Source organism: Microbacterium sp. M4A5_1d, assembly GCF_053345465.1.
Window position 1 is genome coordinate 103,147 of sequence record NZ_JBKFAD010000003.1, and the last position, 22,798, is coordinate 125,944.

A 22,798-nucleotide genomic window follows, 5' to 3' on the forward strand; every position below is an offset into this window, starting at 1 on the left:
GTCAGACCGCCCGTCGCATCGGGATCGGCTCGACGACCGGGCCGCCCGCGAGAGCCCGCTCGTGCGGAGCGGCCGAGATCGCGCCATCGGGCGCGGGCAGCAGCATCCGCGCCGATCGGGGAACCGGGAACCGCCGGCTCGACACGGTGACCGTCAGCTCGCGGTCGCTGAGGTAGCCGTCACCGTCGCCCAGCCCCGACCACCGCGGATCGGTGACATCGAGCATCGCCTCGGTCTGCGGCCACGGCCCCTGCACGAGCAGCACCGTTCCACGGTCGCGCAGCCGGCCGGCGAGCTTGGCGATGTCGGAGTCTTTCGCCCGTTCGGGCGGACGCACCGCGACGATAGGAAGCACGTCGGCGATCGTCGCGGTGACGGCGAGCCACCGGGCTCCCGGATCCGGGATCAGCACGACGCGGGACAGGTCGACCCCGGCGTGCTCCGCCGCTTCGGCCCCGAAGCCCGGCATCCCGACCACACCGCACCACGACCCGGTCTGCGACGGCTGGGCGAGCAGGGCGAACAGGAGCGACGACGAGGAGCCCAGCGAATAGGCCGCGCCGGGACGCAGCCCCCGCCCGGGCAGCAGCCCGGCCAGGGCAGGATGGGTCGGCAGCACCGGAGCGTCGAGGCGGCGCCCCTGCATCCGCTCCATCTGCGCGCGCAGTCGCTGCACGTCCTCGGCGGCAGCAGGATTGCGCATGATCGACCTCACTCAGCAAGGGTAGAACATATGTTCTAGACCATCAATGTCGAGATCGAAGATACGACCGACTTCCGACATCGCCTGGCAGATTGGATCGCGTGAACGCCTCCGACACCCCGCCCGTGACCCTGCGCCCCTACCGGTCGGCCGCTGACGAACTACCGGATGCGGAAGGTCCTGTCACACGTCACGCGTTCTGAGGACGAGAAGAGCGGCGAGCGTCGTCCATAGCGTGAAGATCGCCATGATCCCGAGTCCCACCAGCGGCGGCATCCCGCTCGTCGTCCCGACAGCGTACGAGGCCTGGCCGGCCGTCGTGGGCCAGTAGGTACCCGCGAACTCACCGATGACCCCGGGCATCCCCGGGGCGAGAGCGGGCACGAGAAGCGCGACGGACACGATGATCGCGAGCGCACCGGAAGAGCTTCGCGTGATGATGCCGAATCCGAGGCCGAGGACGGCCGTGAGGACGAGGTACACGATCGCACAGACGATGGCCCGAGCAGTTCCAGGGTCATCGAGTGCCGACACGGGCAGGCCGGCCGCAGCGAGCGCGGCCTGCGTGGCACCGAAGCTGCATGCCACCGCCGCGACTGCCACGACCAAGCCGACAAGCGCCGAAACTCCGAGCTTCGAAGCCAGGAGGGCCCCGCGCCGGGGCACGATGGCGAGGCTCGTGATGATCTGCCCCGAGCCGTATTCACTGGTGATGGCCTGCGATCCGATGGTCGCGAGGAGGATCTGACCGACCAGGATGCCCTTGAAGCTGATGCCGGTGGGGTCGAAATCGGAAGGGAGCGCGGCCTGCCAATCGGCCACGAGCCCGCTCACCCCCAGCAGGCTGACCATCACCGTCACGACGACTGCCGAGGCAGCGAGGATCCAGGTGCTGTGGACACTGCGGGCTTTGATCCATTCGGAAGCGAAGAGGTTCATGTCAGGCGGCCTTCTGCTCGATCGTGGTCATGGCGAGAAACGCGTCTTCGAGCGAGTCCCGAACGAGGGTGAGCTCGAACACCTCGGCGCCGGAGGCGGCTGCGATGCGGCCGACGCTCTCCGTCGTCGCCCCCGAGACGACGAGGACGTCGTTGCGATCGGCGTCCGCCCGAACCGGAAGCCCGGCTCGCCGGAGCGCATCACGCAGGACATCGGCATTCGGAGTCCGAACGCGGACGTACTCGTTCGTGCGCGAGGCGATGAATGCGTCCAAAGACTGGTCGGCGAGCAGACGACCGTGGTTGATCACGATGAGGTGATCCGCCGTCAGTTGCATCTCACCCATCAGATGGCTCGAGAACAGCACCAATCGGCCTTCCGCAGCGAGCTCGCGCATCAGGGATCGAGCCCAGCGGATGCCTTCCGGGTCGAGCCCGTTGAGAGGTTCGTCGAAGATGACGATGCCGGGGTCGCCGATCAACGCCGTGGCGATCCCCAGCCGTTGCTTCATCCCGAGCGAGAAGTCGCCGGCCGGCCGGCTCCCTGCTTCAGCCAGGCCCACCAACTCCAGAACCTCCCCGACTCGACCCCGTGGCACGCCTCCGGCACGCGCGACGGACGCGAGATGATCCACGGCCGTACGCCGCGGATGAACGGCACGCGCATCGAGCATCGCGCCGATCACCCGCATCGGATGGGGCAACTCATGCAGACGATGCCCGTTCACGGTCGCGGCGCCGCTCGTGGGCTTGTCCAGGCCGAGGAACATGCGGAGAGTGGTGGACTTGCCCGCCCCGTTCGGCCCGAGGAAGCCGGTCACGATCCCGGGCCGAACCTGGAATGACAGACCGTCCACGGCGGTGACGGTTCCATAGCGCTTGACGAGATCGTGAGCTTGGAGAGATGCCTGCGTTGTCTTCTGCACGGCAGGTACACTACACCGTACCGTGTAGTTTTGCTGCACTGGTCGGTGTAGAGTTCGGGAAGAGCAAAGGATGACGATGAGCGATGCGAGGCCGGTCAGGCAGGGCCAGGAGCAGAAGCGCTCCGCGATACTCGCGGCGGCGCGAGAGCTCTTCGTCGAGGTGGGCGTCGAGCGCTCGAGTATGGATGCCGTTTCGGCGCGCGCGGGTGTCTCCAAGCGCACCGTCTACGACTACTACGGCGATAAACGGCGGCTGCTGCTCGGAGTGGTCGAGAGCGCGGGCGAGACGGCCGTGAACACCCTCCGCGAGCTGTCCGAGACGCACCTGCCGGACGCCATCGCGATCGACGGCCGCGATGAATTGCACCAGGCTGTGATCGCGTTCGCCGCCGAACTCGGGGGGTTCCTCGCCACGTCGACGAACTACGCAGCCGCTGTCAAGCTGATCTCGGAGAACGAGTCGCTCCTGCCCGAACTCGAGGACCACCCGCTGGACCGAGCGCACGCCGACGTTCTCGCCGAGCGCTTCGCTCACTTCGCGACCGAGGGTCTGCTCGACCTCGACGACCCGGGACTCGCCGCCGAGCATTTCCACGCGCTCACGACGCTCCGGGTTCTCAACGAGCCCGCTCGCCGCCGGACGGACGCCGAGCGGGTCCGACAGATCATGACCGATGGCGCCGGCGCATTCCTGCGCGCCTACGGCCCGAGAGCGCGGTAGGCGCGCACCGCGGCGATCAGGCGGCGAGACTCAGGTACGGCTCCCAGCGCGGGTCGGATCGCTCCGTGCCCCGTACGGCCCACTGCGGTCCACGCGGGGGCTTCGGCAGCCATCGCAGCTCCCACCCCATCTCCTGCGGAGTGTGGTCGCTCTTGAGGTTGTTGCACCGCAGGCAGCAGGCGACGAGGTTCTCCCACGAGTTGCTGCCCCCGCGCGAACGCGGCATCACGTGGTCGATCGTCGACGCCGCTTTCCCGCAATAGGCGCATCGGTGCGCGTCGCGGCGGAGCACGCCACGCCGCGTCACCGGCACGCGGCGCGCATTCGGGATACGGACGTACCGGGTCAGGACGATCACGGCCGGGCGTTCGTACGTTCCATCGATCCCGAGAACGGGATCGTGGACGACGTGCTCGACGATCGTCGCCTTGTCGTTCAACACCAGGAGGAGGGCACGACGGAACGACACCACAGCGAGTGGCTCATACCCGGCGTTCAGTACCAGAGTGCGCATTTCCTGTCCTCACGAACTGCCCTGACGGCTTCAGCGGATGTTCGATGACCGACGTCGCGCGAGCCGTGCGGGCAGGCCCCGCGAGGGTGCGAGCACGAAAAAAGGCGCTGTCATGAAGACAGCGCCTTGATTCACGGCCGAGGCCGCAGTGGTGCACACGATGCCGCAGGACGTAGCGACCGATCGCATTCACGGTTCGAATGCCCGGTACTGGTCCCATCAGCTCCCCCTCGGCGTGCGCGAGCGTCGCGTTCAGGGTAATACACCCTCGACCCAGGAAGGTCGACGGGAGATGAACGGATGATGCGTGTCGTCAGCCCGCGTTCGCGACGAGCCACGACTCGGCGTTCATGTACGCGCCGTCGACCACGATCTCGAGATGCAGGTGCGTTCCGAACGCGCGGCCCGTATCGCCGACCTGGCCGAGCAGCTGTCCCGCCGAGACGGTGTCGCCGACCTGCACCGCGCGGGTGCCCCAGTCCATGTGCGCGTAGAGGCTCGTGACGTTCGTGCCGTTGATGTTGTGCGCGACCTTGACGTACACGCCCCAGCCCGGACCGCTCTCGCTCGAGGCGACGACCGTGCCGTCGGCGACCGAGTAGATCGGCGTGCCACGGTCGGCCATGTAGTCGGTGCCGCGGTGACCGGCGTACGGGGTGCCGAAGTTGTTGAACGACATCAGCGGACGACGCACGAGACCGGAACCCGGCGCGACGAGCGGGATCGACTGGCTGTACGACGTCGACGACGAGGCGGTCGAGCTGCTCGCGGAGATGCGGTTCGCGAGGGCCTCGGCGGCTGCCTTGGCGGCGGCCTCCTCGTCCTTCTTCTTCTTGATCTCTTCGGGCGTGGTCGCCGTGAAGCCACTGCGGTCGAGAGACGCGGGTCCGACCTCGGACGCGACGACGATCGACTGCGCGTTGTTGGCGGCGACCTGCTGCAGCGTCATCGCGTCGGCCGACGTACCGCGCACGGCGGCGAAGGCCGGGATGGCGACGGTGGCGACAAGGCCGACCACGGCAGCGACGGTGAAGGTGCTGCGAACGGGGTGGACCCGGCGACGGCTCCGGCGGGAAGCGCGGTTCTCGATGGTCGCGACGTCCCGCTTCTGCTTCTTCGCCATCGGGAAGCGGCGGCCACGCAGGGCGCGACCAGAGCGTTCGGGATTCGTCGCGTCGACCTCGGGTACGTCTACCGACGAATCGTTGTGTTCAGCCAAATCAGTCCTCCGGCGCCTCTGCGCGATGGTCTGCGCTGGCTCGTCGACACTGCGCGTGTAGGTCCACGCGACATTCGGGTGTCACCGCGTGGACGACGAGCCGAAGAGGCAATCCATGCAGCGGTCTCGGGCGGGCTTCTCGCCTGAAGACTTCTCGAGGCTACCGGAAGGTAACGAATAAGTCACGCTGTCGTTCCCTTCCCCACCGGACGCTCAGGTCCGGTGGCCAAACGCTCGCGGACTCAGTCGCGACGCGTGAGGAAGATGTGCGACGCGACCTCGACGGGCAGCTCGAGCCCCTCGTCGACACCGTCCATCTGAACGAGGACGTACCCCTCCGAGAACTGGAACGTGCCCTCACGGCCGGGGACGACGCCCGCCGCCCGCAGCTGCTGCAGCAGTTCGGGGTCGACCTGGGCCGGCTCGGCGAGCCGTCGCACGGTGCCCTCGATCGGCCCGCCGGTCTCGTTCAGCAGACGCACGAGGCCCACCACACCGTCGTCGAAGGTGCGCGCAGGCACATCCCCGAGCTGGTCGAGACCGGGGATCGGGTTGCCGTAGGGCGATTCCGTGGGGTGACCGAGCAGCTCGATGAGGCGACGCTCGACGAGCTCGCTCATCACGTGCTCCCAGCGGCAGGCCTCTTCGTGGACATAGGCCCAGTCGAGTCCGATGACATCACTGAGCAGGCGCTCGGCGAGACGGTGCTTGCGCATGACGTCGACCGCCTTCTGCCGGCCGCTGTCGGTCAGCTCGAGCGAGCGGTCTTCCGACACGACGACGAGTCCGTCGCGCTCCATGCGGCCGACCGTCTGCGAGACGGTGGGGCCGGAGTGCCCGAGGCGCTCGGAGATGCGTGCACGCAGGGGGACGATCGCCTCTTCCTCGAGTTCGAGGATGGTACGCAGATACATCTCTGTCGTGTCGATGAGATCGGTCATCACAGCCCTTGTCGTGCGCGTGGTCGGGAGGATCCCAGCCTATCCGCTGGTGAGGACATGCGAGGCTGCCCTTACCTCCTGCTCATGGCACGGCGGGCCCGGACGCCGCCCCTAGAATCGGCTCATGGCGCACGTCACCCTGCCCCGAGACATCCTTCCCCGCGACGGCCGCTTCGGCTGCGGTCCCGCCAAGATCCGCCCCGAGCAGGTCGCCGCCCTGTCGGGTCCCGGCTCGATCCTGCTCGGCACGTCGCACCGCCAATCGCCGGTGAAGAGCCTCGTCGGCCAGGTCCGCTCCGGCCTGTCCGATCTGCTGCGGCTGCCCAACGGATACGAGATCATCCTCGGCAACGGCGGATCGACCGCGTTCTGGGATGCCGCGGCATTCGGCCTCATCGAGAACCGCAGCCAGAACCTCGTCTTCGGCGAGTTCGGCGGCAAGTTCGGCGCGGCCGCATCCGCGCCCTGGCTCCAGGCTCCCGACATCCGCAAGGCCGAGCCCGGCTCGAGCATCTCGGCCGAGGCTGTGGAGGGCGTCGACGTGTACGCCTGGCCCCACAACGAGACGTCGACCGGTGTCGCCGCCCCCGTGCGCCGCGTCGTCGGCGACGAAGGCGCGCTGACCGTCATCGATGCCACGAGCGCGGCGGGCGGAATCGACTTCTCGGTCTCGCAGTGCGACGTCTACTACTTCGCCCCGCAGAAGAACCTCGGCTCGGATGGCGGCATCTGGTTCGCCGCGGTCTCCCCCGCCGCGATCGAGCGGATCGAGCGGGTCGCCGCGTCGGGCCGCTACATCCCCGAGTTCCTGAGCCTGAAGAACGCGCTCGACAACTCGCGACTCAACCAGACACTGAACACGCCCGCCGTCGCGACGCTCTATCTGCTCGACAAGCAGCTCGAGTGGATCCACAGCAACGGCGGCCTGCAGTGGGCGGCTGACCGCACCGCAGAGTCCTCTTCGGCGCTGTACGACTGGGCCGAAGCGTCCGAGCACGCGACGCCGTTCGTCGCCGATCCCGCCGACCGCTCCCCCGTCGTGGTGACGATCGACTTCGACGACACCGTCGATGCCGCTGCCGTCGCCAAGAGCCTGCGCGGCAACGGCATCGTCGATACCGAGCCGTACCGCAAGCTGGGCCGCAACCAGCTGCGCATCGCGACGTTCGTCTCGATCGAGCCCGACGACGTGCGCCAGCTGATCAAGTGCATCGACTACACGATCGACCGTCTCTGAGCGCGTAACGCCGCTGAGACGACGAAGGGATGCCGCACCGCGCGGCATCCCTTCGTCGTTCCCGTTCGAGCGGTCAGCGCTCCCAGGGCGATTCGTCATGGTCGGAGTCGTCGTCCTCGTCCGAATCATCGTCCTCGTCCGAGTCGTCATCATCGTCGTCGAACTCGTCGTCATCCGAGTCGTCTTCGTCGTCATCGGCAGCGCCGGAATCGAGCGCGTCGATGTCGACCCCGTCGACGTCGCCCGCGTGGGTGACCGCCGTGCTGCCGTCCGCGAAGTCGTCCTCGTCCGCGTCGTCGTCGAGGTCGTCCGCGTCATCATCGAGATCGGCCGCGTCGTCGTCGAGATCGTCCGCGTCGTCGTCGTCGCTGTCCGCGTCATCGTCCTCGTCCGCGGCGGCCTGAGCGGCCTGGTAGTCCGCGAGCCGCACAGCCCACGGAACCCACTCGGGAGCGAGCAGCGCTCCGACGGCCGGGAGCAGCTCGACCTCGAGCACCGTCGGCTCGGCGTCTTCGACCACGGCGACGCTGACCGTCCACAGCCACCCGGGGTAGCCGGCCAGACGGTTGGCGAAGCGCAGAGATACGACGCCGTCGGCCTCGACGACGTAGTCGACGGGATCGCCGACGGTCGACGGGGGCGTGATCTCGGCGAGCGCAGCCAGGGCGAGATCGTGAGCGGCGAGCAGTCGTTCGTCGACCGCGACCGGCTCGGACGCTACGGCATCCTCGGGCGCTGCGGCCTCGTCAGACGCCGGCTCGATGACTTCGACCTCGTCCGTCGCCGACGTGTCGGCGGGCTCAGGCGTCGAGGTCATCGGCGACCTTGCGCAGCACCGCGGCGATCTTCTTGCCGTGACCCGAGCTGGGGTAGCGACCGCGACGGAGATCGGCGCCGATGCCGTCGAGGAGCTTCACGAGGTCCTCGACGATGATCGCCATGTCGTCCGCGGGCTTGCGGTTGCGCTTGCTCAGGCTCACGGGAGCCTCGAGCACGCGGACGGCCAGCGCCTGCAGACCGCGCTTGCCATCAGCGACACCGAACTCGAGGCGCGTGCCGGGCTTGAGCGACTCGGTGCCCGCCGGGAGTGCCGTGGCGTGCAGGAAGACGTCCTGGCCGTCATCGGAGGAGATGAAGCCGAACCCCTTCTCGTCGTCGTAGAACCTGACCTTGCCGGTGGGCATGTGCGTACCTCGCTGTCACGGACCGCGTTTCGCGGGCAGAACGGAATGCCGGGGCCGTGTCAGCCCCGGTAACCAGCCTACGGCACCACTGCGAACCGCTACGCTGATGCGGATGAGCACGCGCAGCACGGGCGACGACCTTCCGGTCCGCCGTATCGACCGCATCCTCGCGTTCATGTCGCTGGGGCTGCTGATTCTGGCGATCGTCTGTTTCTTCGCGATCATCATCGGCACCGCGACCGGCATGGAGCAGTCAGACTTCGGCACCGGGGCGTGGCCCACGGTGAGCGCCATCGTGTGGATCGCGCCGCCCGTCGCGTTCGCCCTGCTGCTGACGGTGCTGATCATGACCTTCATCCGACGGAGCCGGGCCAACAAGGGCCGGTGACGTGTCTCCCGTCGACGCCCGTGCCCTCGCGAGCTGGCTCGCCACGGTCGACGACGACGTCCTGACGGACCTGCTCCGTCGACGCCGCGTCTCGCCCGACGTCGCCTGGGCCGATTTCTTCGACGCCGCCGAGGCCCTGCTCGATCCCGCGGCGGTGGCCAAGGCCGCTCCGCTTCTCTCCCGGCCGCTCGTCGAGGCCATGGACGACGCGGTCGCCTCCGGCGATGCGGTTCCGCCCGGTACGGCACGCGACGCCCTGCTGCATCTCGGGCTCGTCTCTCCTGGCGGGATGCCCTACGCCGGTGCCGCTACGGCGTGGCGCGATGTCCCCCGCCCCGAGACCGCGGGCCGTTCCATCACGACGGGCTCGCCGGAGGATGATGCGCAGCTGGCCGAACGCGCCTTCACCGCGCTCTCGTCACTCGCCGATGTCCTGTCGCTGACGCAACCGTCGCCCCTCGGACGCACCGGTGCGGGAACCCTGGGTGCCGCCGACCGCCGCCGCCTGATTGAAGCAGGAGCGGTGGCGGATGCCGAGACAGCCGACCTCGTGATCGGGATCGGTCTCGACGCCGGGCTCCTCGGTCCGGTCGAGCGCGAGTGGCGGGTGACGACCGAGGGAACCGCCTGGTTGCTCCGTGGCTCCGCCGATCGCTGGGCCAACACCGCCGGCCGCCTGCGCGACGCGCTCCCATCGGCGCTGCGGACGACGGACGGCGGATGGCAGCCGCCGGCGCAGTGGCACCTCGCCTATCCGCTCGACCCGCAGTGGTCCGCGCGTGCCGACCGCCTGACGGCGCAGTGGCGGCTGTGGGCGATCATCGACGCATCGGGGCGCCCGGCAGCCTGGGCGACGGCGCTCGCGAACGGAGGCGACGTCGACCGGACGACGCTGCAGGAGCACCTCCCCGGCGAGGTCGACCGCATCTTCCTCCAGAACGACCTCACGGCGATCGCGCCCGGGCCGCTCGAGCCCGCGATCGATGCGCGGCTGCGCCGCGCGGCGCGGCGCGAGTCGCGCGCGCAGGCGTCGACCTACCGGTTCTCCGCCGAATCGATCGGAGCAGCGCTCGCGGCCGGAGAGGATCCGGCATCCCTCGCCGAGTTCCTCGCCGCGATCTCGCTGACCGGCCTGCCGCAGCCGCTGGCATACGAGCTCGAACGGGCGGCCGGCCGCCACGGCCGACTGCGCGTGGGCGCCGACTCCACCGGTCGGACGCAGGTGACGGCATCCGACCAGGGCGCCCTCGACACGCTCGCCGTCGATCAGGCGCTGCGACCGCTCGGGCTCGTGCGCGATGGCGACCGGCTGCTCAGCCGCAGCTCGGTCGACGCTGTCTTCTGGATGCTGAGCGACGCTCGCTACCCCGTCGCCGCGGTCGACGAGAACGGAGAGGTACGGATCCTCGACCGCGCCAAACTGGCCGCATCGGCGGACGACGCACCGGCAGGCACCTCCGAGGCCCGTTTCCGGCCGCTCATCGAGCGCATGCGCCGAGCCCATTCCTCCGACGACGCGGATGCCGCGTGGCTGGGCCGCGAGCTCGAGCAGGCGGTCAAAGCACGCGCGGTGATCGAGGTGAGCGTGCGCCTGCCGGACGGCGCGACGCGTGACTTCGTGCTCGAAGCGACGGGGCTGGGCGGCGGCCGGCTGCGCGGACGCGACCGCGCCTCGGATGTCGAACGCACTCTGCCGGTGTCGAGCATCGTCTCCGCCCGGCTGACCTGAGCATCGCAGGCACCCTCCGCACAGGCCGACGTGGGCTGAGCACCGGTACGATTGCTCGTTATGGCTGATGGTCCCCTGATCGTCCAGAGCGACCGCACCGTGCTGCTGGAAGTCGCCCACCCGAGCGCCGAGGATGCGCGGCACGAGCTCGCGATCTTCGCCGAGCTCGAGCGGGCGCCCGAGCACATCCACACCTATCGCATCACGCGCCTGGGCCTGTGGAACGCACGCGCCGCGGGGCACGATGCCGAAGACATGCTGGCCACACTCGACCGCTGGTCGCGCTTCCCCGTGCCGCCGTCGGTGTCGACCGACATCCGCGAGACGGTGACGCGCTACGGACGTCTGGTCATCGAGCGCGACGACGAGGGCACCCTGATCTTGCGCTCGAGCGACGCGGCCGTTCTCTCGGAGGTCACGCGCAACAAGCGCATCCAGCCGCTGCTCCTGGGCAACCCCACGCCCGACACGTATGTCATCGACGCCTGGGCCCGCGGCCAGATCAAGCAGGAGCTGCTGAAGATCGGCTGGCCCGCCGAAGACCTCGCCGGCTTCACGCCGGGCACGCCGCACGAGATCGAGCTGCACGAAGACGGCTGGAGCCTGCGCCCCTATCAGCGCAAGGCGGTCGACATCTTCACCGAGGGCGGCTCAGGCGTCGTCGTACTCCCCTGCGGCGCCGGCAAGACGCTCGTCGGAGCCGCAGCGATGGCCGACACGAAGACGACCACGCTCATCCTCGTGACCAACACCGTCAGCGCGCGGCAGTGGCGCAACGAGCTGCTCAAGCGCACGAGCCTGACTCCGGAGGAGATCGGCGAGTACTCCGGTCAGTCGAAGGAGGTCAAGCCGGTCACGATCGCGACGTACCAGATCCTCACCGCGAAGCGGAAAGGCGAATACGCCCACCTCGCGCTCCTCGACGCGCTCGACTGGGGTCTCGTCGTGTACGACGAGGTGCACCTGCTGCCCGCCCCCGTGTTCAAGCTCACCGCCGACCTGCAGGCGCGACGCCGGCTCGGCCTCACCGCGACCCTGGTCCGCGAGGACGGCCGCGAAGGCGACGTGTTCAGCCTCATCGGCCCCAAGCGCTTCGACGCGCCGTGGAAGGAGATCGAGGCACAGGGCTTCATCTCCCCCGCCGTCTGCTACGAGGTGCGCGTCGACCTCCCGGCATCCGACCGCCTCGAGTACGCGGCCTCGGCCGATGACGAGCGGTACCGCCTGGCTGCCACCGCGCACGCGAAGATCGGGGTCGTCCGCGACCTCGTCGCGAAGCACACGGGCGAGCAGATCCTCGTGATCGGCCAGTACCTCGATCAGATCGATGTGCTGTCCGACGCGCTGGGAGCGCCGAAGATCACGGGTTCGACGCCCGTCGACGAGCGCGAGGAGCTGTACGAGGCGTTCCGAACGGGCGAGATCCCGGTGCTGATCGTGTCGAAGGTCGCGAACTTCTCGATCGACCTCCCCGACGCCTCCGTCGCCATTCAGGTCTCGGGATCGTTCGGCTCGCGCCAGGAGGAGGCGCAGCGACTCGGGCGCCTGCTGCGTCCGAAGTCCAACGGTCACACCGCGAGCTTCTACACGCTCATCGCGCGCGACACCGTCGACCAGGACTTCGCGCAGAACCGGCAGCGCTTCCTCGCCGAGCAGGGGTACAGCTACACGATCCTCGACGCCGAGAAGCTCGAAGCGGCCTGAGCCGGTCGCCCCACGGCGGCCGTGTCAGGGCTTGGTGAGCTCGGGCGTCGGCTCGCCGGGAAGCGGCACGGTCGCCGTCGGCGTCGGCATGGGGATCGGCGGCGGCAGCTGGGTCCGCGGAAGGCCGTACGTGCGCGCGATCGGCCGCCGCCGCAGCACGTACTCGACGGCAAGGCAGTAGCCCCCGAGCAGCAGCACCGAGGTGGCGAAGCTCACCCAGCCGACATCCGCCGCCGACGGGTCGGTTCCCGCCACGATCCCGGTCACGAAGGCCAGCAGGTTGTTCACGATGTGCACCGCGATCGCGGCCTCGAGTCCGCCGGTGCGCCACGTGAGCCAGCCCGCGGCGATCGCGAAGAGCGCGACGGCTGCCTGACCGACCGGGTCGTAGAGGTGCCCGATGACGAACAGGGGCACCGGCAGCAGGATGGCAAACAGCGGATGCCGCAGCCACCGCCCGATCGACTGCATCAGGTAGCCGCGGAAGATGTACTCCTCTGCGGCGGCCTGGACCGGCACCACGAGGATGACCACGAGCAGACTCAGCCACAGCGTGGCACCCGCCGGGGGCGTGAGCGATGCTCCGCTCTGCTCGGGAGGGAGCAGCGAGGTGACGATCGCGACGACGACCGCCATGGCCACGGCGAGCCCGACGCACACGATCAGCCACCGCCAGCGCAGCCGCCCGAACACGGCGGAGGCGAACCCGAGACGACGTCCGTTGATGAGGAGCGACGCGAGCAGGTACGCGGGCAGCAGCAGCGCGATCGCGCCGAGGCCGACCAGCAGCGACAGCGGGTTCGTGACATCCAGGGAGTCGGAGGTCTCGAGCACGCGGTTCAGCGCCCGAGCCGCGTCGTCGCTCGACAGCGCGACGAGAAGCGCCGCGAGCGCGACGACGAGCAGCATGGCGAGGAAGAAGACGATGCCGACGGCGCCCACCGCGAGCGGGGTCCACCACCCCGAACGACGACGTGCGAAGACGAGCCGATGGAATGCGAGACGGTCGGAATCGATCGGACGCGGCATGCGTCCATCCTCTCGCGACCCCTACCAGGTCGACCCCCTGCGGCGCGATATCCAGCAAACCGATGGGATCCGGTGCAAGTATGGGCCTATGACAGCACCGCGCATTCTCGTCGTGGACGACGAACCGAACATCCGTGACCTGCTGATCACCGGGCTGAAGTTCGCCGGATACCAGGTCCGCGCCGTCGGCAACGGCGCGCAGACGATCTCGGCGGTGCTCGAGGAGGAGCCCGATCTGATCGTGCTCGATGTGATGCTGCCCGACATGAACGGCTTCAGCGTCACCAAGCGGCTCCGCGGGGCGGGCTACACCGCGCCGATCCTCTTCCTCACCGCCAAGGACGAGACCGAGGACAAGATCGAGGGGCTCAACGCCGGCGGCGACGACTACGTCACCAAGCCGTTCAGCCTCGACGAGATCGTCGCGCGCATCCAGGCGATCCTGCGTCGCACGATGCAGGCCGACGAGGAGTCGATCATCCGGGCCGGCGAGCTGACGATGGACCAGGACACCCACGACGTCCAGGTCGGCGATGTCTCGATCGATCTGTCGCCCACCGAGTTCAAGCTGCTGCGCTACCTGATGCTCAACCCGAACCGGGTGCTCAGCAAGGCCCAGATCCTCGATCACGTCTGGGAGTACGACTTCAACGGCGACGCCGGCATCGTCGAGAGCTACATCTCGTACCTGCGGCGCAAGATCGATCCGCACTCGTCCGAGCCGCTGATCCAGACCAAGCGCGGCTTCGGATACATGCTCAAGGCCGACAAGTCGGCCTGATCCGCGGGAGCGCAGACGCCTGAGCGATTCCGCGAACGACGGCGTCACCCGATGGTGGCGCGGCATCAGCCTGCGCACGAAGGTGACCGGGGTCATCGTCACGTTGCTCGCGATGGGTCTGATCGCCGCGGGCGTCGGCACGATGATCTTCCTCCGGAACGCCCAAGTCGCAGCGCTCGACGGCAGCCTCCGCTCGCTCGCCCCGACCGACCTGGCGAGCACGGTGATGGATGTCACCGTCGAAGACGGCATCGCGCTCTTCGAGGCGAAGGAGTCACCGGCGCCGACCACCTTCGTCGTCGCGATCTACAGCGCCGAGGGCGAGCTGCTGTCGGTCGCGGGCGGACCCGAGTCGGTCCGCCCCGATCTGCCCGCCTCGTTCCCACTCGACCGCACGGTCGTCAAGGGCACCGAGCCTTTCGAGCTCGCCGCCCGTCAGGGAACCGGCACCTTCCACGCGAGTGTCGATGTCCTCCAGCCCGAGGGGTCGCGTGAGAGCTATACGCAGCTCGTCGCGCTGCCGCTCACCTCGGTGACACAGACCGTCGCGAACTTCATCAGCATCTACACCGTGATCGCCGCCCTCATCCTCGTGGCCGGCGCTCTCGGCACCCGCTGGCTCGTGACCCTCACCTTCCGCAGCCTCAGCCAGGTCGAGGAGACCGCGATGACGATCGCGGCGGGCGATCTGAGCCAGCGCATGGGCGACATCTCCCCCGGTACCGAGGTCGGCCGGCTGAAGATCGCCATCAACGCGATGCTCGACCGTATCGACACCGCCCTGGCCCAGCGCGACGCCACGGTCCAGCAGATGCGGCGGTTCATCGGCGACGCCAGCCACGAGCTGCGCACACCGCTCGTGACGGTCCGCGGATACGCGGAGCTGTACCGCATGGGCGCGATCACCGACGCCGAGCACACCGCGCAGTCGATGGAGCGGATCGAGAAGGAGGCCGTTCGGATGAGCGGCCTCGTTGAAGACCTCCTGGCCCTCGCGCGCCTCGACGAACGCCGTGACCTGGTCATCACGCCGGTCGACCTGCGTCCCATCGCCCGTGACGCCGCGCTCGACACGCGAGCGGCGGCGCCCGAGCGCCATGTCTCGGTGATCGAGTACTCCGATGAGACGCTCACGGTGGATCTGCCGACGAACACGGGGACCGGCGCGACGACGAAGCGTTCGGGCGGTGCCCGCAACCGCACCGGCCAGACGCTCTCCCGCCTGCGTCGGCGACCGAAGGACGAGCGGGGCGCACGCTCGGGAGACTCCGGCACGGCGTCCCGGAAGACGGATGCCGCGTCGGCGAACACGTCACCCGGCGCGACCACGGACACGAAGCCGCTGCTGCAGCCGAGCGAGCCGCCGCTCGTACCGGTCGTCCTCGGCGACGAGAACCGCATCCGCCAGGTCGTCGCCAACCTCATCGGCAACGCGCGGCGCTACAGCCCGGAGGGCACCCCGATCGAGATCGCCGTGGGCCTGGACCGCGACGCCCGCATGGGATGGATCTCGGTGATCGATCACGGCGAAGGCATCCCCGAACCCCTGCGCGAGAAGATCTTCCAGCGGTTCTGGCGGGCCGACACGTCGCGCACGCGCGAGACCGGCGGCTCGGGCCTCGGCCTGTCCATCGTCGCCTCGATCGTGGAGGCGCTGCACGGTTCGATCGACGTCCAGGCCACGCCGGGCGGCGGCGCCACGTTCCGGGTCGCATTCCCCTTGGCCGATCGCCGCGAGGCCGCCGAGCATCTCTGGATCGAGACCCAACCGCTGCCGCGTCTGCGCGACGAGCGCTGAGCGGAGTCGCGGCGGCTTCTCCCCCGCCGCACCGGGCACTGGCCTCTCCCCGATCGCATCCGCGCGCGAGCGCAGCGGGTCGACGGCGACCTAGCGTGTCGGCATCCACCGCACACGACGCAAGGAGCGACATGGCCACCTTTTCGATCGACAGCGACGCCGTAGCGAGCGCCACCGCCGCCATCCGCGCCACCTCGGAACGCATCGAGAGCGACACCGGCGCGATGATGGCGCAACTGACACAACTGCAGGGCTCGTGGACCGGCAGCGCCGCTCTCGCTTTCCAGGCCGTCGTGGAGAGGTGGCGCGCGGCGCAGCGCGAGGTGGAAGCGGCGCTCGGCGACATCGGATCGGCACTGGATGCCGCCGGCCAACAGTACCTGCAGGCCGAGGCTGCGGCCGCGGGCTTGTTCCGCTGACGCCCCTCCGAAACGCAGAACGGCCCCCCCGAAGGAGGGGCCGTTCTGTATGCGATGGATCAGAAGTCCATGCCACCCGTGGGGTCGCCCGCGGGAGCCGGGGTCTTCTCCGGCTTGTCCGCCACGACCGCCTCGGTCGTGAGGAACAGGCCCGCGATCGACGCGGCGTTCTGCAGCGCGGAGCGCGTCACCTTGGCCGGGTCGATGATGCCCTGCTCGAACAGGTTGCCGTACTCGCCGGTCGCGGCGTTCAGGCCGTGTCCGATCTCGAGCTCGGCCACCTTGTTGGCGACGACGCCCGGCTCGAGGCCGGCGTTCAGAGCGATCTGCTTCAGCGGAGCCTCGATCGCGACCTTGACGATGTTCGCACCGGTCGCCTCGTCGCCCGAGAGCTCGAGACCGCTGAACGCGTTCTTGCCGGCCTGGATGAGTGCGACACCACCACCGGCGACGACACCCTCTTCCACAGCTGCCTTGGCGTTGCGGACGGCGTCCTCGATGCGGTGCTTGCGCTCCTTGAGCTCGACCTCGGTCGCAGCTCCGGCCTTGATGACGGCGACGCCACCGGCGAGCTTCGCGAGGCGCTCCTGGAGCTTCTCGCGGTCGTAGTCACTGTCGGTGTTGTCGATCTCGCGACGGATCTGGGTCACGCGGCCCTCGAGCTGAGCCGAGTCACCGGCACCCTCGACGATCGTGGTCTCGTCCTTCGTGATGATGACCTTGCGCGCACGGCCGAGCAGGTCGACGGTGGCGTTCTCGAGCTTGAGGCCCACCTCTTCGGTGATGACCTGGCCGCCGGTGAGGATCGCGATGTCCTGCAGCTGAGCCTTGCGACGGTCGCCGAAGCCGGGAGCCTTGACGGCAGCCGACTTGAAGATGCCGCGGATCTTGTTGAGGACCAGCGTCGCGAGAGCCTCGCCCTCGACGTCCTCGGCGATGATGAGGAGCTCCTTGCCCTCCTGGATCACCTTGTCGACGATGGGCAGAAGGTCCTTGATGTTCGAGATCTTCTGGTTCGCGATGAGGATGTACGGGTCCTCGAAGACGGCCTCCTGGCGCTCCGGGTCCGTGACGAAGTAGGGGTTGATGTAACCCTTGTCGAAGCGCATGCCCTCGGTGAGCTCGAGCTCGGTGCCGAAGGTGTTCGACTCCTCGACGGTGACGACGCCCTCCTTGCCGACCTTGTCGATGGCCTCGGCGATCAGCTCGCCGATCGAGGCGTCAGCAGCCGAGATCGAAGCGGTGGCAGCGATCTGCTCCTTCGACTCGACCTCCTTGGCGTCAGCGAGGAGCTGGTCGGTGATGGCCTTGACGGCCTTCTCGATGCCCTTCTTGAGCGAGATGGGGTCGGCGCCGGCTGCGACGTTGCGCAGGCCTTCGCGGACGAGCGCCTGAGCGAGGACGGTCGCGGTGGTCGTTCCGTCACCGGCGACGTCGTCGGTCTTCTTGGCGACCTCCTTGACGAGCTCCGCACCGATCTTCTCGTACGGGTCGTCGAGCTCGATCTCCTTGGCGATCGAGACGCCATCGTTCGTGATGGTGGGGGCGCCCCACTTCTTTTCGAGCACGACGTTGCGACCGCGCGGGCCGAGCGTCACCTTGACGGCGTCGGCCAGCGTGTTCAGGCCGCGCTCGAGGCCGCGGCGGGCCTCCTCGTCGAAAGCGATGATCTTTGCCATGTGTGTGTCGTCCCTCCCGGACGGTGGAGAACAGTCTTTAGCACTCGATGAACGTGAGTGCTAAAGCCATTCTGGCACTCGCCCATGGGGAGTGCAAGCCGCGTGGCCGGTGACGCGACCCGGGGAAACGACGGAGCGCACCGCGATGGCGGTGCGCTCCGTGGAGTGTTGCGATTCAGGCGACGACGCGCACCGATTCCGCTTGCGGACCCTTCTGCCCCGTCCCCACGGTGAACTCGACCGCCTGCCCCTCTTCGAGCACGCGGAAGCCGCTCATCTCGATGTTGGAGTAGTGGACGAAGACGTCCTGCCCTTCGTTCACGGTGATGAAGCCGAAACCCTTCTCGGCGTTGAACCACTTGACGGTGCCCTGTGTCATGCGAATCTCCTGATGCTGTGCGACAGCGTCATCGTATGCAGGGCGTTCCGCCGGATCCGGCGCTTCCGGTCACTGTTGACACGGCCGCATCGAGAATTTCACGAGCGTGAAACACGCCCGGTCGTCAGCCCTCGCCGCCACCGCCCGCGCGGTCCTCGCCGACGACCACGGTGAGCTGCTTGCTGGGCTCCCCGTCCGCGCCGTCCGGGCCTGCATAGGCCTCGCTCATCTCCACGTCCGCTCCGCCGATCACTTGGGCGAGGCCCCGCGCGGCACCCTCGTCCTCCGCATGGACGTAGAAGATCGTGGTCGTCGCGAAGTCATGAGTGCTGGCGTCACCCGCGTCGACGACATCCGAGTTCCATCCGGCACCGACGACGGTGTCGCGGAGGGCGGTCGCCAGTCCGCGCTCCGACGTCGCGTTGAGGATCAAGACGGGATACGAGGTGTCGACGACCGGATCGGCCTCGACGGGAGCCTCGACCACGGACGTCGCCGTGGGCGCCGCCGGGAACAGCCCGATGCGACCGGTGACGATCATCGTGCCGAAAACGCCGGCCGCCACCAGGACGAGGACCGCGACGGCAGCCCAGACCAGGAGCACGCCGGCACGCAGCCGGGGGTTCTCGGCCCGGTGGGCGCCGACGCGGGTGGTGTCGGCGGGCAGCTCGTCGAAGCGGTCTTTCGGGTATGTCGTTGTCGGCACGGAGGAATGCTATCTGCCGAAGCTTCGCGTCACATGGCCGCGCGGTCGGCGCGCGAGCGCTCGGCCGCCGCACGCATGCGCCGCAGGCGGTGCACGAGCAGGGGGTCGTGCGACACCGCGTCGACCGACTCGATGATCCGCCCGAGCAGCTGGTAGTACCGCGCAGGGCTCAGCGAGAGCTCTTCGCGAACGGCCTCTTCTTTCGCGCCGCTGTGAGCACCCCAACGCGCCTCGAAATCGAGGATCGAGCGGTCGCGTTCGGAAAGTGCCACGTCTCCACGCTACGACCGCGCGCGCTCGGAGCCGGGACGCCACTCCCACCATCGCCCGAGCGGATCGGCCGCAGCGTCGATCTCCCCGTCGAGGGCGACCGCGAAGCCGTCGCGCCAGCCGGAGGGAGCACCGCCTGCCCAGCCGTCATGGGTGGCGGGCTCGTCAATCGTCAGCCAGCGCCCCAGTCCGCGCGCACGCGTGACCACGCCCGCGCGTCGTTCCCGGGGGATGTGCACGAGCACCCCGGGCGTGGTGATCACGAGCGTCGCGTCGGCCGGGGCGAGCGCTGCCACGTCCGGAAGAAGGTCGTACGCGTCGCCGGCGAACAGAAGGGGCGGGTCGGATGCCGCGACAGCCGCCGCCGCTCGGATGCGCTCCGCCCGCCCGCTCTCGCCCGGCCACACCAGGCGGGTCAGCCAGTCGACGTCGCGGGGATCGCGCACGTCCAACGGGGCGAGATCGATGCCGGCGCGCCAGACGATCTGGGGATGCCGCACGCGCGGCATCCGCACCCCCCTCACCTCGCTCGGCAGCTCGACCACGGCTGCCCCCGCGGGCGGGTCGAGGCGCGTCTCGCCGTCGTCACCCCGGTACCGATACGAGTAGCGGTCGGGATACAGGCACAACCCGGCGCTCGCTCCGACCTCGAGCAGCGCGATAGGCCCCGAGACGCGCGACAGCGTCGGAAGAAGCGCCGCGCAGCGGAGCGGCTCGTTCGTCTGCACCGAGCGGACGAGGGTCTCCGAGACGACGGCGTCGGCATGATCGAGCACCCACGATGCCCACGACGACGAATCCACGTCGCCGGAACCGAGCAGGCGGCAGACCGCGAACACGAGCGGCGGCTGGCGCCGGTTCGCGGGAAGCCGCGACAGCACCTGCTGCAGGTCGCGGTCTTCGACGACGCGCCGCGCCCATGCCGCGTAGAGATCCGATCGCCCGGGTGCCTCGTCGACGGCGAAGCGTCGGTAGCGCTCGATCACGGCGGCGAACTCGTCGGACATGAAGCCATTCTCAGGGAACATCGACCCGCAACGTCGAGTTGAATAGGACGAGGCGAAGGAGCAGACATGACCTATTCCGTGAACAAGACCGACGAGCAGTGGCGCGAGGAGCTCACCCCTGAGCAGTACGCGGTGCTGCGGCAGGCCGGCACCGAGCGCGCGTGGACCGGGGAGCTGCTCGACGAGAGCCGCGCGGGCCTGTACACCTGCGCCGCCTGCGGCGCCGAGCTGTTCCAGAGCGGAACGAAGTTCGACTCGCACTGCGGTTGGCCGAGCTTCTACGAGTCGGTGCGCCCCGAGGCCGTCGAGCTGATCGAGGACCGCTCGCACGGCATGGTGCGCACGGAAGTGCGCTGCGCGAACTGCGGTTCGCACCTGGGGCACGTCTTCCCCGACGGTTTCGGCACGCCCACTGGAGACCGCTACTGCATGAACTCGCTGTCGCTGTCGTTCACTCCCGAGCAGGAGAAGTGACCGGAGCCTTCGAGGCCGCCGGCGCACGCCGGTCGTGGTCGAAGGTCACCGACGAAGCACCCTCGCACGAGGAGCTCGTGCGACTGGTCTCGGCCGCGGGGCGGGTCGCCGACCACTCGTCGTTGCGTCCGTGGCGGCTCATCGAGATCCGAGGCGACGGGCGGACGCGGCTGGGCCGTGCGCTGAACAAGGCCGAGGGCAAACGCGGTGTCTCGACGAAGCCGATGCGCGCCCCGCTGCTCATCGCGGTCGTCGCCAGCTACAGCAAGAAGAGCAAGGTCCCGCGGTGGGAGCAGGAGGCCGTGGCATCGGGCGTCGCTCACATGCTGAGCCTGCTTCTCGACGAGGCCGGGTGGGGCGTGTTCTGGCGCACGGGCGGCGCGACGCGATCCAAGGCGGTCGCGAAGGCGCACAAGCTCGGCAAGCGCGAAGAGCTACTCGGCTGGCTCTATGTCGGCGGTAAGCCCGCAGACCGCGACTCCGGGCGCCGCAAGTCGATCGACGGCGAGTCGTTTCTGAGCCCGATGCCCTGAATCGCCCTCAGGTCGGAGGCTGCGAGCGGGATCGGAGCCTGCGGGCCGACAGACGACGCTCGTCGAGGAGGTCGGCGATGTCGACGTCGAGCGCTGCCGAGATCCGCGCCAGCTCCTCGATCGACATCGCCGATGGCTGCCGAACGTGCAAGCGGCGGGCGAGCGTTCGCATCGGGATCCCGCTCGCCTCTGCCAGCCATTCCTGCGTCAACCGCTCATCCGCGAGAACCGCGCGGATGGACCGAGCCACTCGAGCGCTTAGCAAGCCGTCTGCCATATGGCAACACTATTGACGCCCTTGCCACATGGCAATAGTTCAGCCAAACTTGGCACGTGCCCACAGGAAGAACACCGGAACCCGGCTCGCTCAGCCGTCATGTCGCGAATCTGCTCGCCGCTGAGATCGCTCGTCGCGGACTGCGTCAGACCGATGTCGCCGCCCAGGCCGGCATGTCGGCCTCGCAGCTGTCGCGCGTCCTCGCCGCGAAGAAGGTCTTCACGATCGATCAGCTCGACGCGGTGTGCCGCGCCGTCGGCATCCCCATCGGGCAGGTCGTCGTCATGCCCGGCCGGCGGCGGTGGCCCGGCAGCGGAGCCGTCGACATCGCCGTGTCCAAGGCGCCGCAGAACGACCGCGGAGCGGACGAGTGTGACGGATGATGCAGCCGAGCGGCAGAATGCCGACAACTCCGCCAAACTGGGCACGTGCCCTCAGGAAAGACCCCGGAAGCCGGCCCGCTCAGTCGTCATGTGGCGAGTCTGCTCGCCACCGAGATCGCACGCCGCGGACTGCGCCAGACCGACGTCGCCGCCCAAGCGGGCATGTCGGCCTCGCAATTGTCGCGGGTGCTCGCTGCCAAGAAGGTCTTCACGATCGACCAACTCGACGCCGTCTGCCGCGCGGTCGGCATTCCCATCGCGCAGGTCGTCGTCATGCCGGGCCGGCAGTCTCGCCGGACCCGCGACGGGTCTCCCCTCCCCCGCATCGATGTCGGCCCCTCACGCGATACTGAGCGGGCGGTGGCCAAAGCGCCACACGATGACCGCGGAGGGGACGACGGTGACGGATGACGAACTTCTCGACACACTCGATCTTCTCGGCGTACGCCTGACCATCACCGACCTGCCTCCCGACCGCGACGGAGAGTACGAGCACGGGCTCCGCGTCGTCCGACTCCGGCCGGGAATGGCCCGACGCCTCCACCGGTCGGTCCTGGCGCACGAGTGCGCCCACGCCGTGCACGGCGACGTGCCGCTTCGCGACCCGCACCACGCCGAACGGCAAGAGGCGAGAGCCGACGAATGGGCGGCGCGGATGCTGGTGTCCGTCGACGAGTACGCGCGCGCCGAGAGCATCCACGACGGACACGTGGATGCGATGGCCCTCGAGCTCGACGTGACCGTCGACCTCATCCGGGCCTTCCAACGCACGCTCCGGCACCCTCGCACCCTTCGTATGCCAGACATTCCGACGGGCGCGCCGCGGTAGCACAGCGATCCGCATGCAGCCGACCGCATG

At 68.9% G+C, this 22,798-nt stretch carries 28 protein-coding genes; 13 read left to right on the plus strand and 15 right to left on the minus strand.

The window, feature by feature from the left end; all coding sequences use genetic code 11:
* Position 1: 1 nt before the first annotated feature.
* The 3 genes from ACLBWJ_RS12285 to ACLBWJ_RS12295 form a co-directional block, all read right to left on the minus strand.
* Positions 2 to 703 (minus strand): hypothetical protein, encoded by a 702-nt coding sequence (locus ACLBWJ_RS12285; RefSeq protein WP_064954983.1) that lies wholly within the window; start codon positions 701 to 703, stop codon positions 2 to 4.
* Between the two features lie 183 nt (positions 704 to 886).
* Entirely contained in the window at positions 887 to 1,642 is a 756-nt protein-coding gene (locus ACLBWJ_RS12290; protein ID WP_447660414.1) for an ABC transporter permease, read from the minus strand.
* A gap of 1 nt (position 1,643) precedes the next feature.
* Positions 1,644 to 2,567 carry an ABC transporter ATP-binding protein gene (locus ACLBWJ_RS12295; protein WP_447660415.1) on the minus strand — a complete coding sequence of 308 codons (924 nt, stop codon included), beginning with the start codon at positions 2,565 to 2,567 and terminating at the stop codon, positions 1,644 to 1,646.
* Between the two features lie 76 nt (positions 2,568 to 2,643).
* Here ACLBWJ_RS12295 and ACLBWJ_RS12300 point away from each other — a divergent pair, with 76 nt between their 5' ends.
* Positions 2,644 to 3,288 (plus strand): TetR/AcrR family transcriptional regulator, encoded by a 645-nt coding sequence (locus tag ACLBWJ_RS12300; RefSeq protein WP_323986037.1) that lies wholly within the window; start codon positions 2,644 to 2,646, stop codon positions 3,286 to 3,288.
* Between the two features lie 16 nt (positions 3,289 to 3,304).
* Here the strand turns inward: ACLBWJ_RS12300 and ACLBWJ_RS12305 are convergent, their stop codons facing one another.
* The 3 genes from ACLBWJ_RS12305 to ACLBWJ_RS12315 all read right to left on the minus strand — a co-directional run bounded on the left by ACLBWJ_RS12305 (position 3,305) and on the right by ACLBWJ_RS12315 (position 5,962).
* Entirely contained in the window at positions 3,305 to 3,802 is a 498-nt protein-coding gene (locus ACLBWJ_RS12305) for an HNH endonuclease (protein WP_114588335.1), read from the minus strand.
* Between the two features lie 313 nt (positions 3,803 to 4,115).
* Entirely contained in the window at positions 4,116 to 5,021 is a 906-nt protein-coding gene (locus ACLBWJ_RS12310) for a M23 family metallopeptidase (protein WP_112617091.1), read from the minus strand.
* A gap of 242 nt (positions 5,022 to 5,263) precedes the next feature.
* The gene (locus ACLBWJ_RS12315; protein WP_112617092.1) at positions 5,264 to 5,962 is read right to left on the minus strand and encodes a metal-dependent transcriptional regulator; all 699 of its coding nucleotides are present in this window, start codon (positions 5,960 to 5,962) and stop codon (positions 5,264 to 5,266) included.
* Positions 5,963 to 6,086: 124 nt separating this feature from the next.
* Between ACLBWJ_RS12315 and serC the strand changes: the two genes are divergently transcribed.
* The gene (gene serC / locus ACLBWJ_RS12320; protein ID WP_114588337.1) at positions 6,087 to 7,199 is read left to right on the plus strand and encodes a phosphoserine transaminase; all 1,113 of its coding nucleotides are present in this window, start codon (positions 6,087 to 6,089) and stop codon (positions 7,197 to 7,199) included.
* Between the two features lie 73 nt (positions 7,200 to 7,272).
* On the opposite strand, the gene ACLBWJ_RS12325 is transcribed toward serC, so the two are convergent.
* Positions 7,273 to 8,016 (minus strand): DUF3027 domain-containing protein, encoded by a 744-nt coding sequence (locus tag ACLBWJ_RS12325; RefSeq protein ID WP_447660416.1) that lies wholly within the window; start codon positions 8,014 to 8,016, stop codon positions 7,273 to 7,275.
* Complete coding sequence (locus ACLBWJ_RS12330; RefSeq protein WP_023954781.1) at positions 8,000 to 8,383, minus strand: cold-shock protein; 384 nt, start codon at positions 8,381 to 8,383, stop codon at positions 8,000 to 8,002. The genes ACLBWJ_RS12325 and ACLBWJ_RS12330 overlap by 17 nt, the downstream gene beginning before the upstream one ends.
* Before the next feature lie 112 nt (positions 8,384 to 8,495).
* Here ACLBWJ_RS12330 and ACLBWJ_RS12335 point away from each other — a divergent pair, with 112 nt between their 5' ends.
* The 3 genes from ACLBWJ_RS12335 to ACLBWJ_RS12345 are packed head-to-tail and all read left to right on the plus strand — an operon-like array spanning position 8,496 to position 12,204.
* Positions 8,496 to 8,771, plus strand: coding sequence for a multidrug ABC transporter ATPase (locus tag ACLBWJ_RS12335; RefSeq protein ID WP_274178641.1), 276 nt, complete (start codon positions 8,496 to 8,498; stop codon positions 8,769 to 8,771).
* Position 8,772: 1 nt separating this feature from the next.
* The gene (locus ACLBWJ_RS12340) at positions 8,773 to 10,500 is read left to right on the plus strand and encodes a helicase-associated domain-containing protein (protein ID WP_447660417.1); all 1,728 of its coding nucleotides are present in this window, start codon (positions 8,773 to 8,775) and stop codon (positions 10,498 to 10,500) included.
* Positions 10,501 to 10,560: 60 nt separating this feature from the next.
* On the plus strand, positions 10,561 to 12,204 hold the full coding sequence (locus tag ACLBWJ_RS12345) for a DNA repair helicase XPB (RefSeq protein WP_114588339.1): 1,644 nt from the start codon (positions 10,561 to 10,563) through the stop codon (positions 12,202 to 12,204).
* Positions 12,205 to 12,228: 24 nt separating this feature from the next.
* Here ACLBWJ_RS12345 and ACLBWJ_RS12350 read toward each other — a convergent pair whose 3' ends face one another.
* The gene (locus ACLBWJ_RS12350; RefSeq protein WP_447660418.1) at positions 12,229 to 13,233 is read right to left on the minus strand and encodes a CPBP family intramembrane glutamic endopeptidase; all 1,005 of its coding nucleotides are present in this window, start codon (positions 13,231 to 13,233) and stop codon (positions 12,229 to 12,231) included.
* 88 nt (positions 13,234 to 13,321) lie between these two features.
* On the opposite strand from ACLBWJ_RS12350, the gene ACLBWJ_RS12355 reads away from it, so the two are divergent.
* The 3 genes from ACLBWJ_RS12355 to ACLBWJ_RS12365 all read left to right on the plus strand — a co-directional run bounded on the left by ACLBWJ_RS12355 (position 13,322) and on the right by ACLBWJ_RS12365 (position 16,231).
* Entirely contained in the window at positions 13,322 to 14,014 is a 693-nt protein-coding gene (locus ACLBWJ_RS12355; RefSeq protein ID WP_023954791.1) for a response regulator transcription factor, read from the plus strand.
* Positions 14,015 to 14,156: 142 nt separating this feature from the next.
* Entirely contained in the window at positions 14,157 to 15,812 is a 1,656-nt protein-coding gene (locus ACLBWJ_RS12360; protein ID WP_447660665.1) for a sensor histidine kinase, read from the plus strand.
* A gap of 131 nt (positions 15,813 to 15,943) precedes the next feature.
* Positions 15,944 to 16,231, plus strand: coding sequence for a WXG100 family type VII secretion target (locus tag ACLBWJ_RS12365; RefSeq protein ID WP_274178645.1), 288 nt, complete (start codon positions 15,944 to 15,946; stop codon positions 16,229 to 16,231).
* A 59-nt stretch (positions 16,232 to 16,290) separates the two neighbouring features.
* Here the strand turns inward: ACLBWJ_RS12365 and groL are convergent, their stop codons facing one another.
* From groL to ACLBWJ_RS12390, 5 genes are all read right to left on the minus strand, one after another.
* The gene (gene groL / locus ACLBWJ_RS12370) at positions 16,291 to 17,910 is read right to left on the minus strand and encodes a chaperonin GroEL (protein ID WP_112617101.1); all 1,620 of its coding nucleotides are present in this window, start codon (positions 17,908 to 17,910) and stop codon (positions 16,291 to 16,293) included.
* Positions 17,911 to 18,085: 175 nt separating this feature from the next.
* Positions 18,086 to 18,289, minus strand: coding sequence for a cold-shock protein (locus ACLBWJ_RS12375; protein WP_023954799.1), 204 nt, complete (start codon positions 18,287 to 18,289; stop codon positions 18,086 to 18,088).
* A gap of 124 nt (positions 18,290 to 18,413) precedes the next feature.
* Positions 18,414 to 18,995 carry a LytR C-terminal domain-containing protein gene (locus tag ACLBWJ_RS12380; protein ID WP_447660419.1) on the minus strand — a complete coding sequence of 194 codons (582 nt, stop codon included), beginning with the start codon at positions 18,993 to 18,995 and terminating at the stop codon, positions 18,414 to 18,416.
* Positions 18,996 to 19,024: 29 nt separating this feature from the next.
* Positions 19,025 to 19,267 carry a DUF3263 domain-containing protein gene (locus ACLBWJ_RS12385; RefSeq protein WP_112617103.1) on the minus strand — a complete coding sequence of 81 codons (243 nt, stop codon included), beginning with the start codon at positions 19,265 to 19,267 and terminating at the stop codon, positions 19,025 to 19,027.
* A 9-nt stretch (positions 19,268 to 19,276) separates the two neighbouring features.
* Positions 19,277 to 20,272, minus strand: a complete 996-nt coding sequence (locus ACLBWJ_RS12390; RefSeq protein WP_447660420.1) for a DUF2332 family protein — start codon at positions 20,270 to 20,272, stop codon at positions 19,277 to 19,279.
* A 66-nt stretch (positions 20,273 to 20,338) separates the two neighbouring features.
* Here ACLBWJ_RS12390 and msrB point away from each other — a divergent pair, with 66 nt between their 5' ends.
* Together msrB and ACLBWJ_RS12400 are read left to right on the plus strand one after the other, a co-directional pair.
* On the plus strand, positions 20,339 to 20,746 hold the full coding sequence (gene msrB / locus ACLBWJ_RS12395; protein WP_023954808.1) for a peptide-methionine (R)-S-oxide reductase MsrB: 408 nt from the start codon (positions 20,339 to 20,341) through the stop codon (positions 20,744 to 20,746).
* The gene (locus tag ACLBWJ_RS12400) at positions 20,743 to 21,279 is read left to right on the plus strand and encodes a nitroreductase family protein (protein ID WP_282501154.1); all 537 of its coding nucleotides are present in this window, start codon (positions 20,743 to 20,745) and stop codon (positions 21,277 to 21,279) included. Before msrB ends, ACLBWJ_RS12400 begins: the two co-directional genes overlap by 4 nt.
* Before the next feature lie 7 nt (positions 21,280 to 21,286).
* Here the strand turns inward: ACLBWJ_RS12400 and ACLBWJ_RS12405 are convergent, their stop codons facing one another.
* A complete protein-coding gene (locus ACLBWJ_RS12405) occupies positions 21,287 to 21,529 on the minus strand; it encodes a helix-turn-helix domain-containing protein (protein ID WP_162815455.1) in 243 nt (80 codons plus the stop codon).
* 83 nt (positions 21,530 to 21,612) lie between these two features.
* Here ACLBWJ_RS12405 and ACLBWJ_RS12410 point away from each other — a divergent pair, with 83 nt between their 5' ends.
* The 3 genes from ACLBWJ_RS12410 to ACLBWJ_RS12420 are packed head-to-tail and all read left to right on the plus strand — an operon-like array spanning position 21,613 to position 22,768.
* Entirely contained in the window at positions 21,613 to 21,939 is a 327-nt protein-coding gene (locus tag ACLBWJ_RS12410) for a helix-turn-helix domain-containing protein (protein WP_282501155.1), read from the plus strand.
* 45 nt (positions 21,940 to 21,984) lie between these two features.
* Positions 21,985 to 22,350 carry a helix-turn-helix domain-containing protein gene (locus tag ACLBWJ_RS12415; protein WP_282501156.1) on the plus strand — a complete coding sequence of 122 codons (366 nt, stop codon included), beginning with the start codon at positions 21,985 to 21,987 and terminating at the stop codon, positions 22,348 to 22,350.
* Positions 22,340 to 22,768 (plus strand): ImmA/IrrE family metallo-endopeptidase, encoded by a 429-nt coding sequence (locus tag ACLBWJ_RS12420; protein ID WP_282501157.1) that lies wholly within the window; start codon positions 22,340 to 22,342, stop codon positions 22,766 to 22,768. The genes ACLBWJ_RS12415 and ACLBWJ_RS12420 overlap by 11 nt, the downstream gene beginning before the upstream one ends.
* Positions 22,769 to 22,798: the final 30 nt, after the last annotated feature.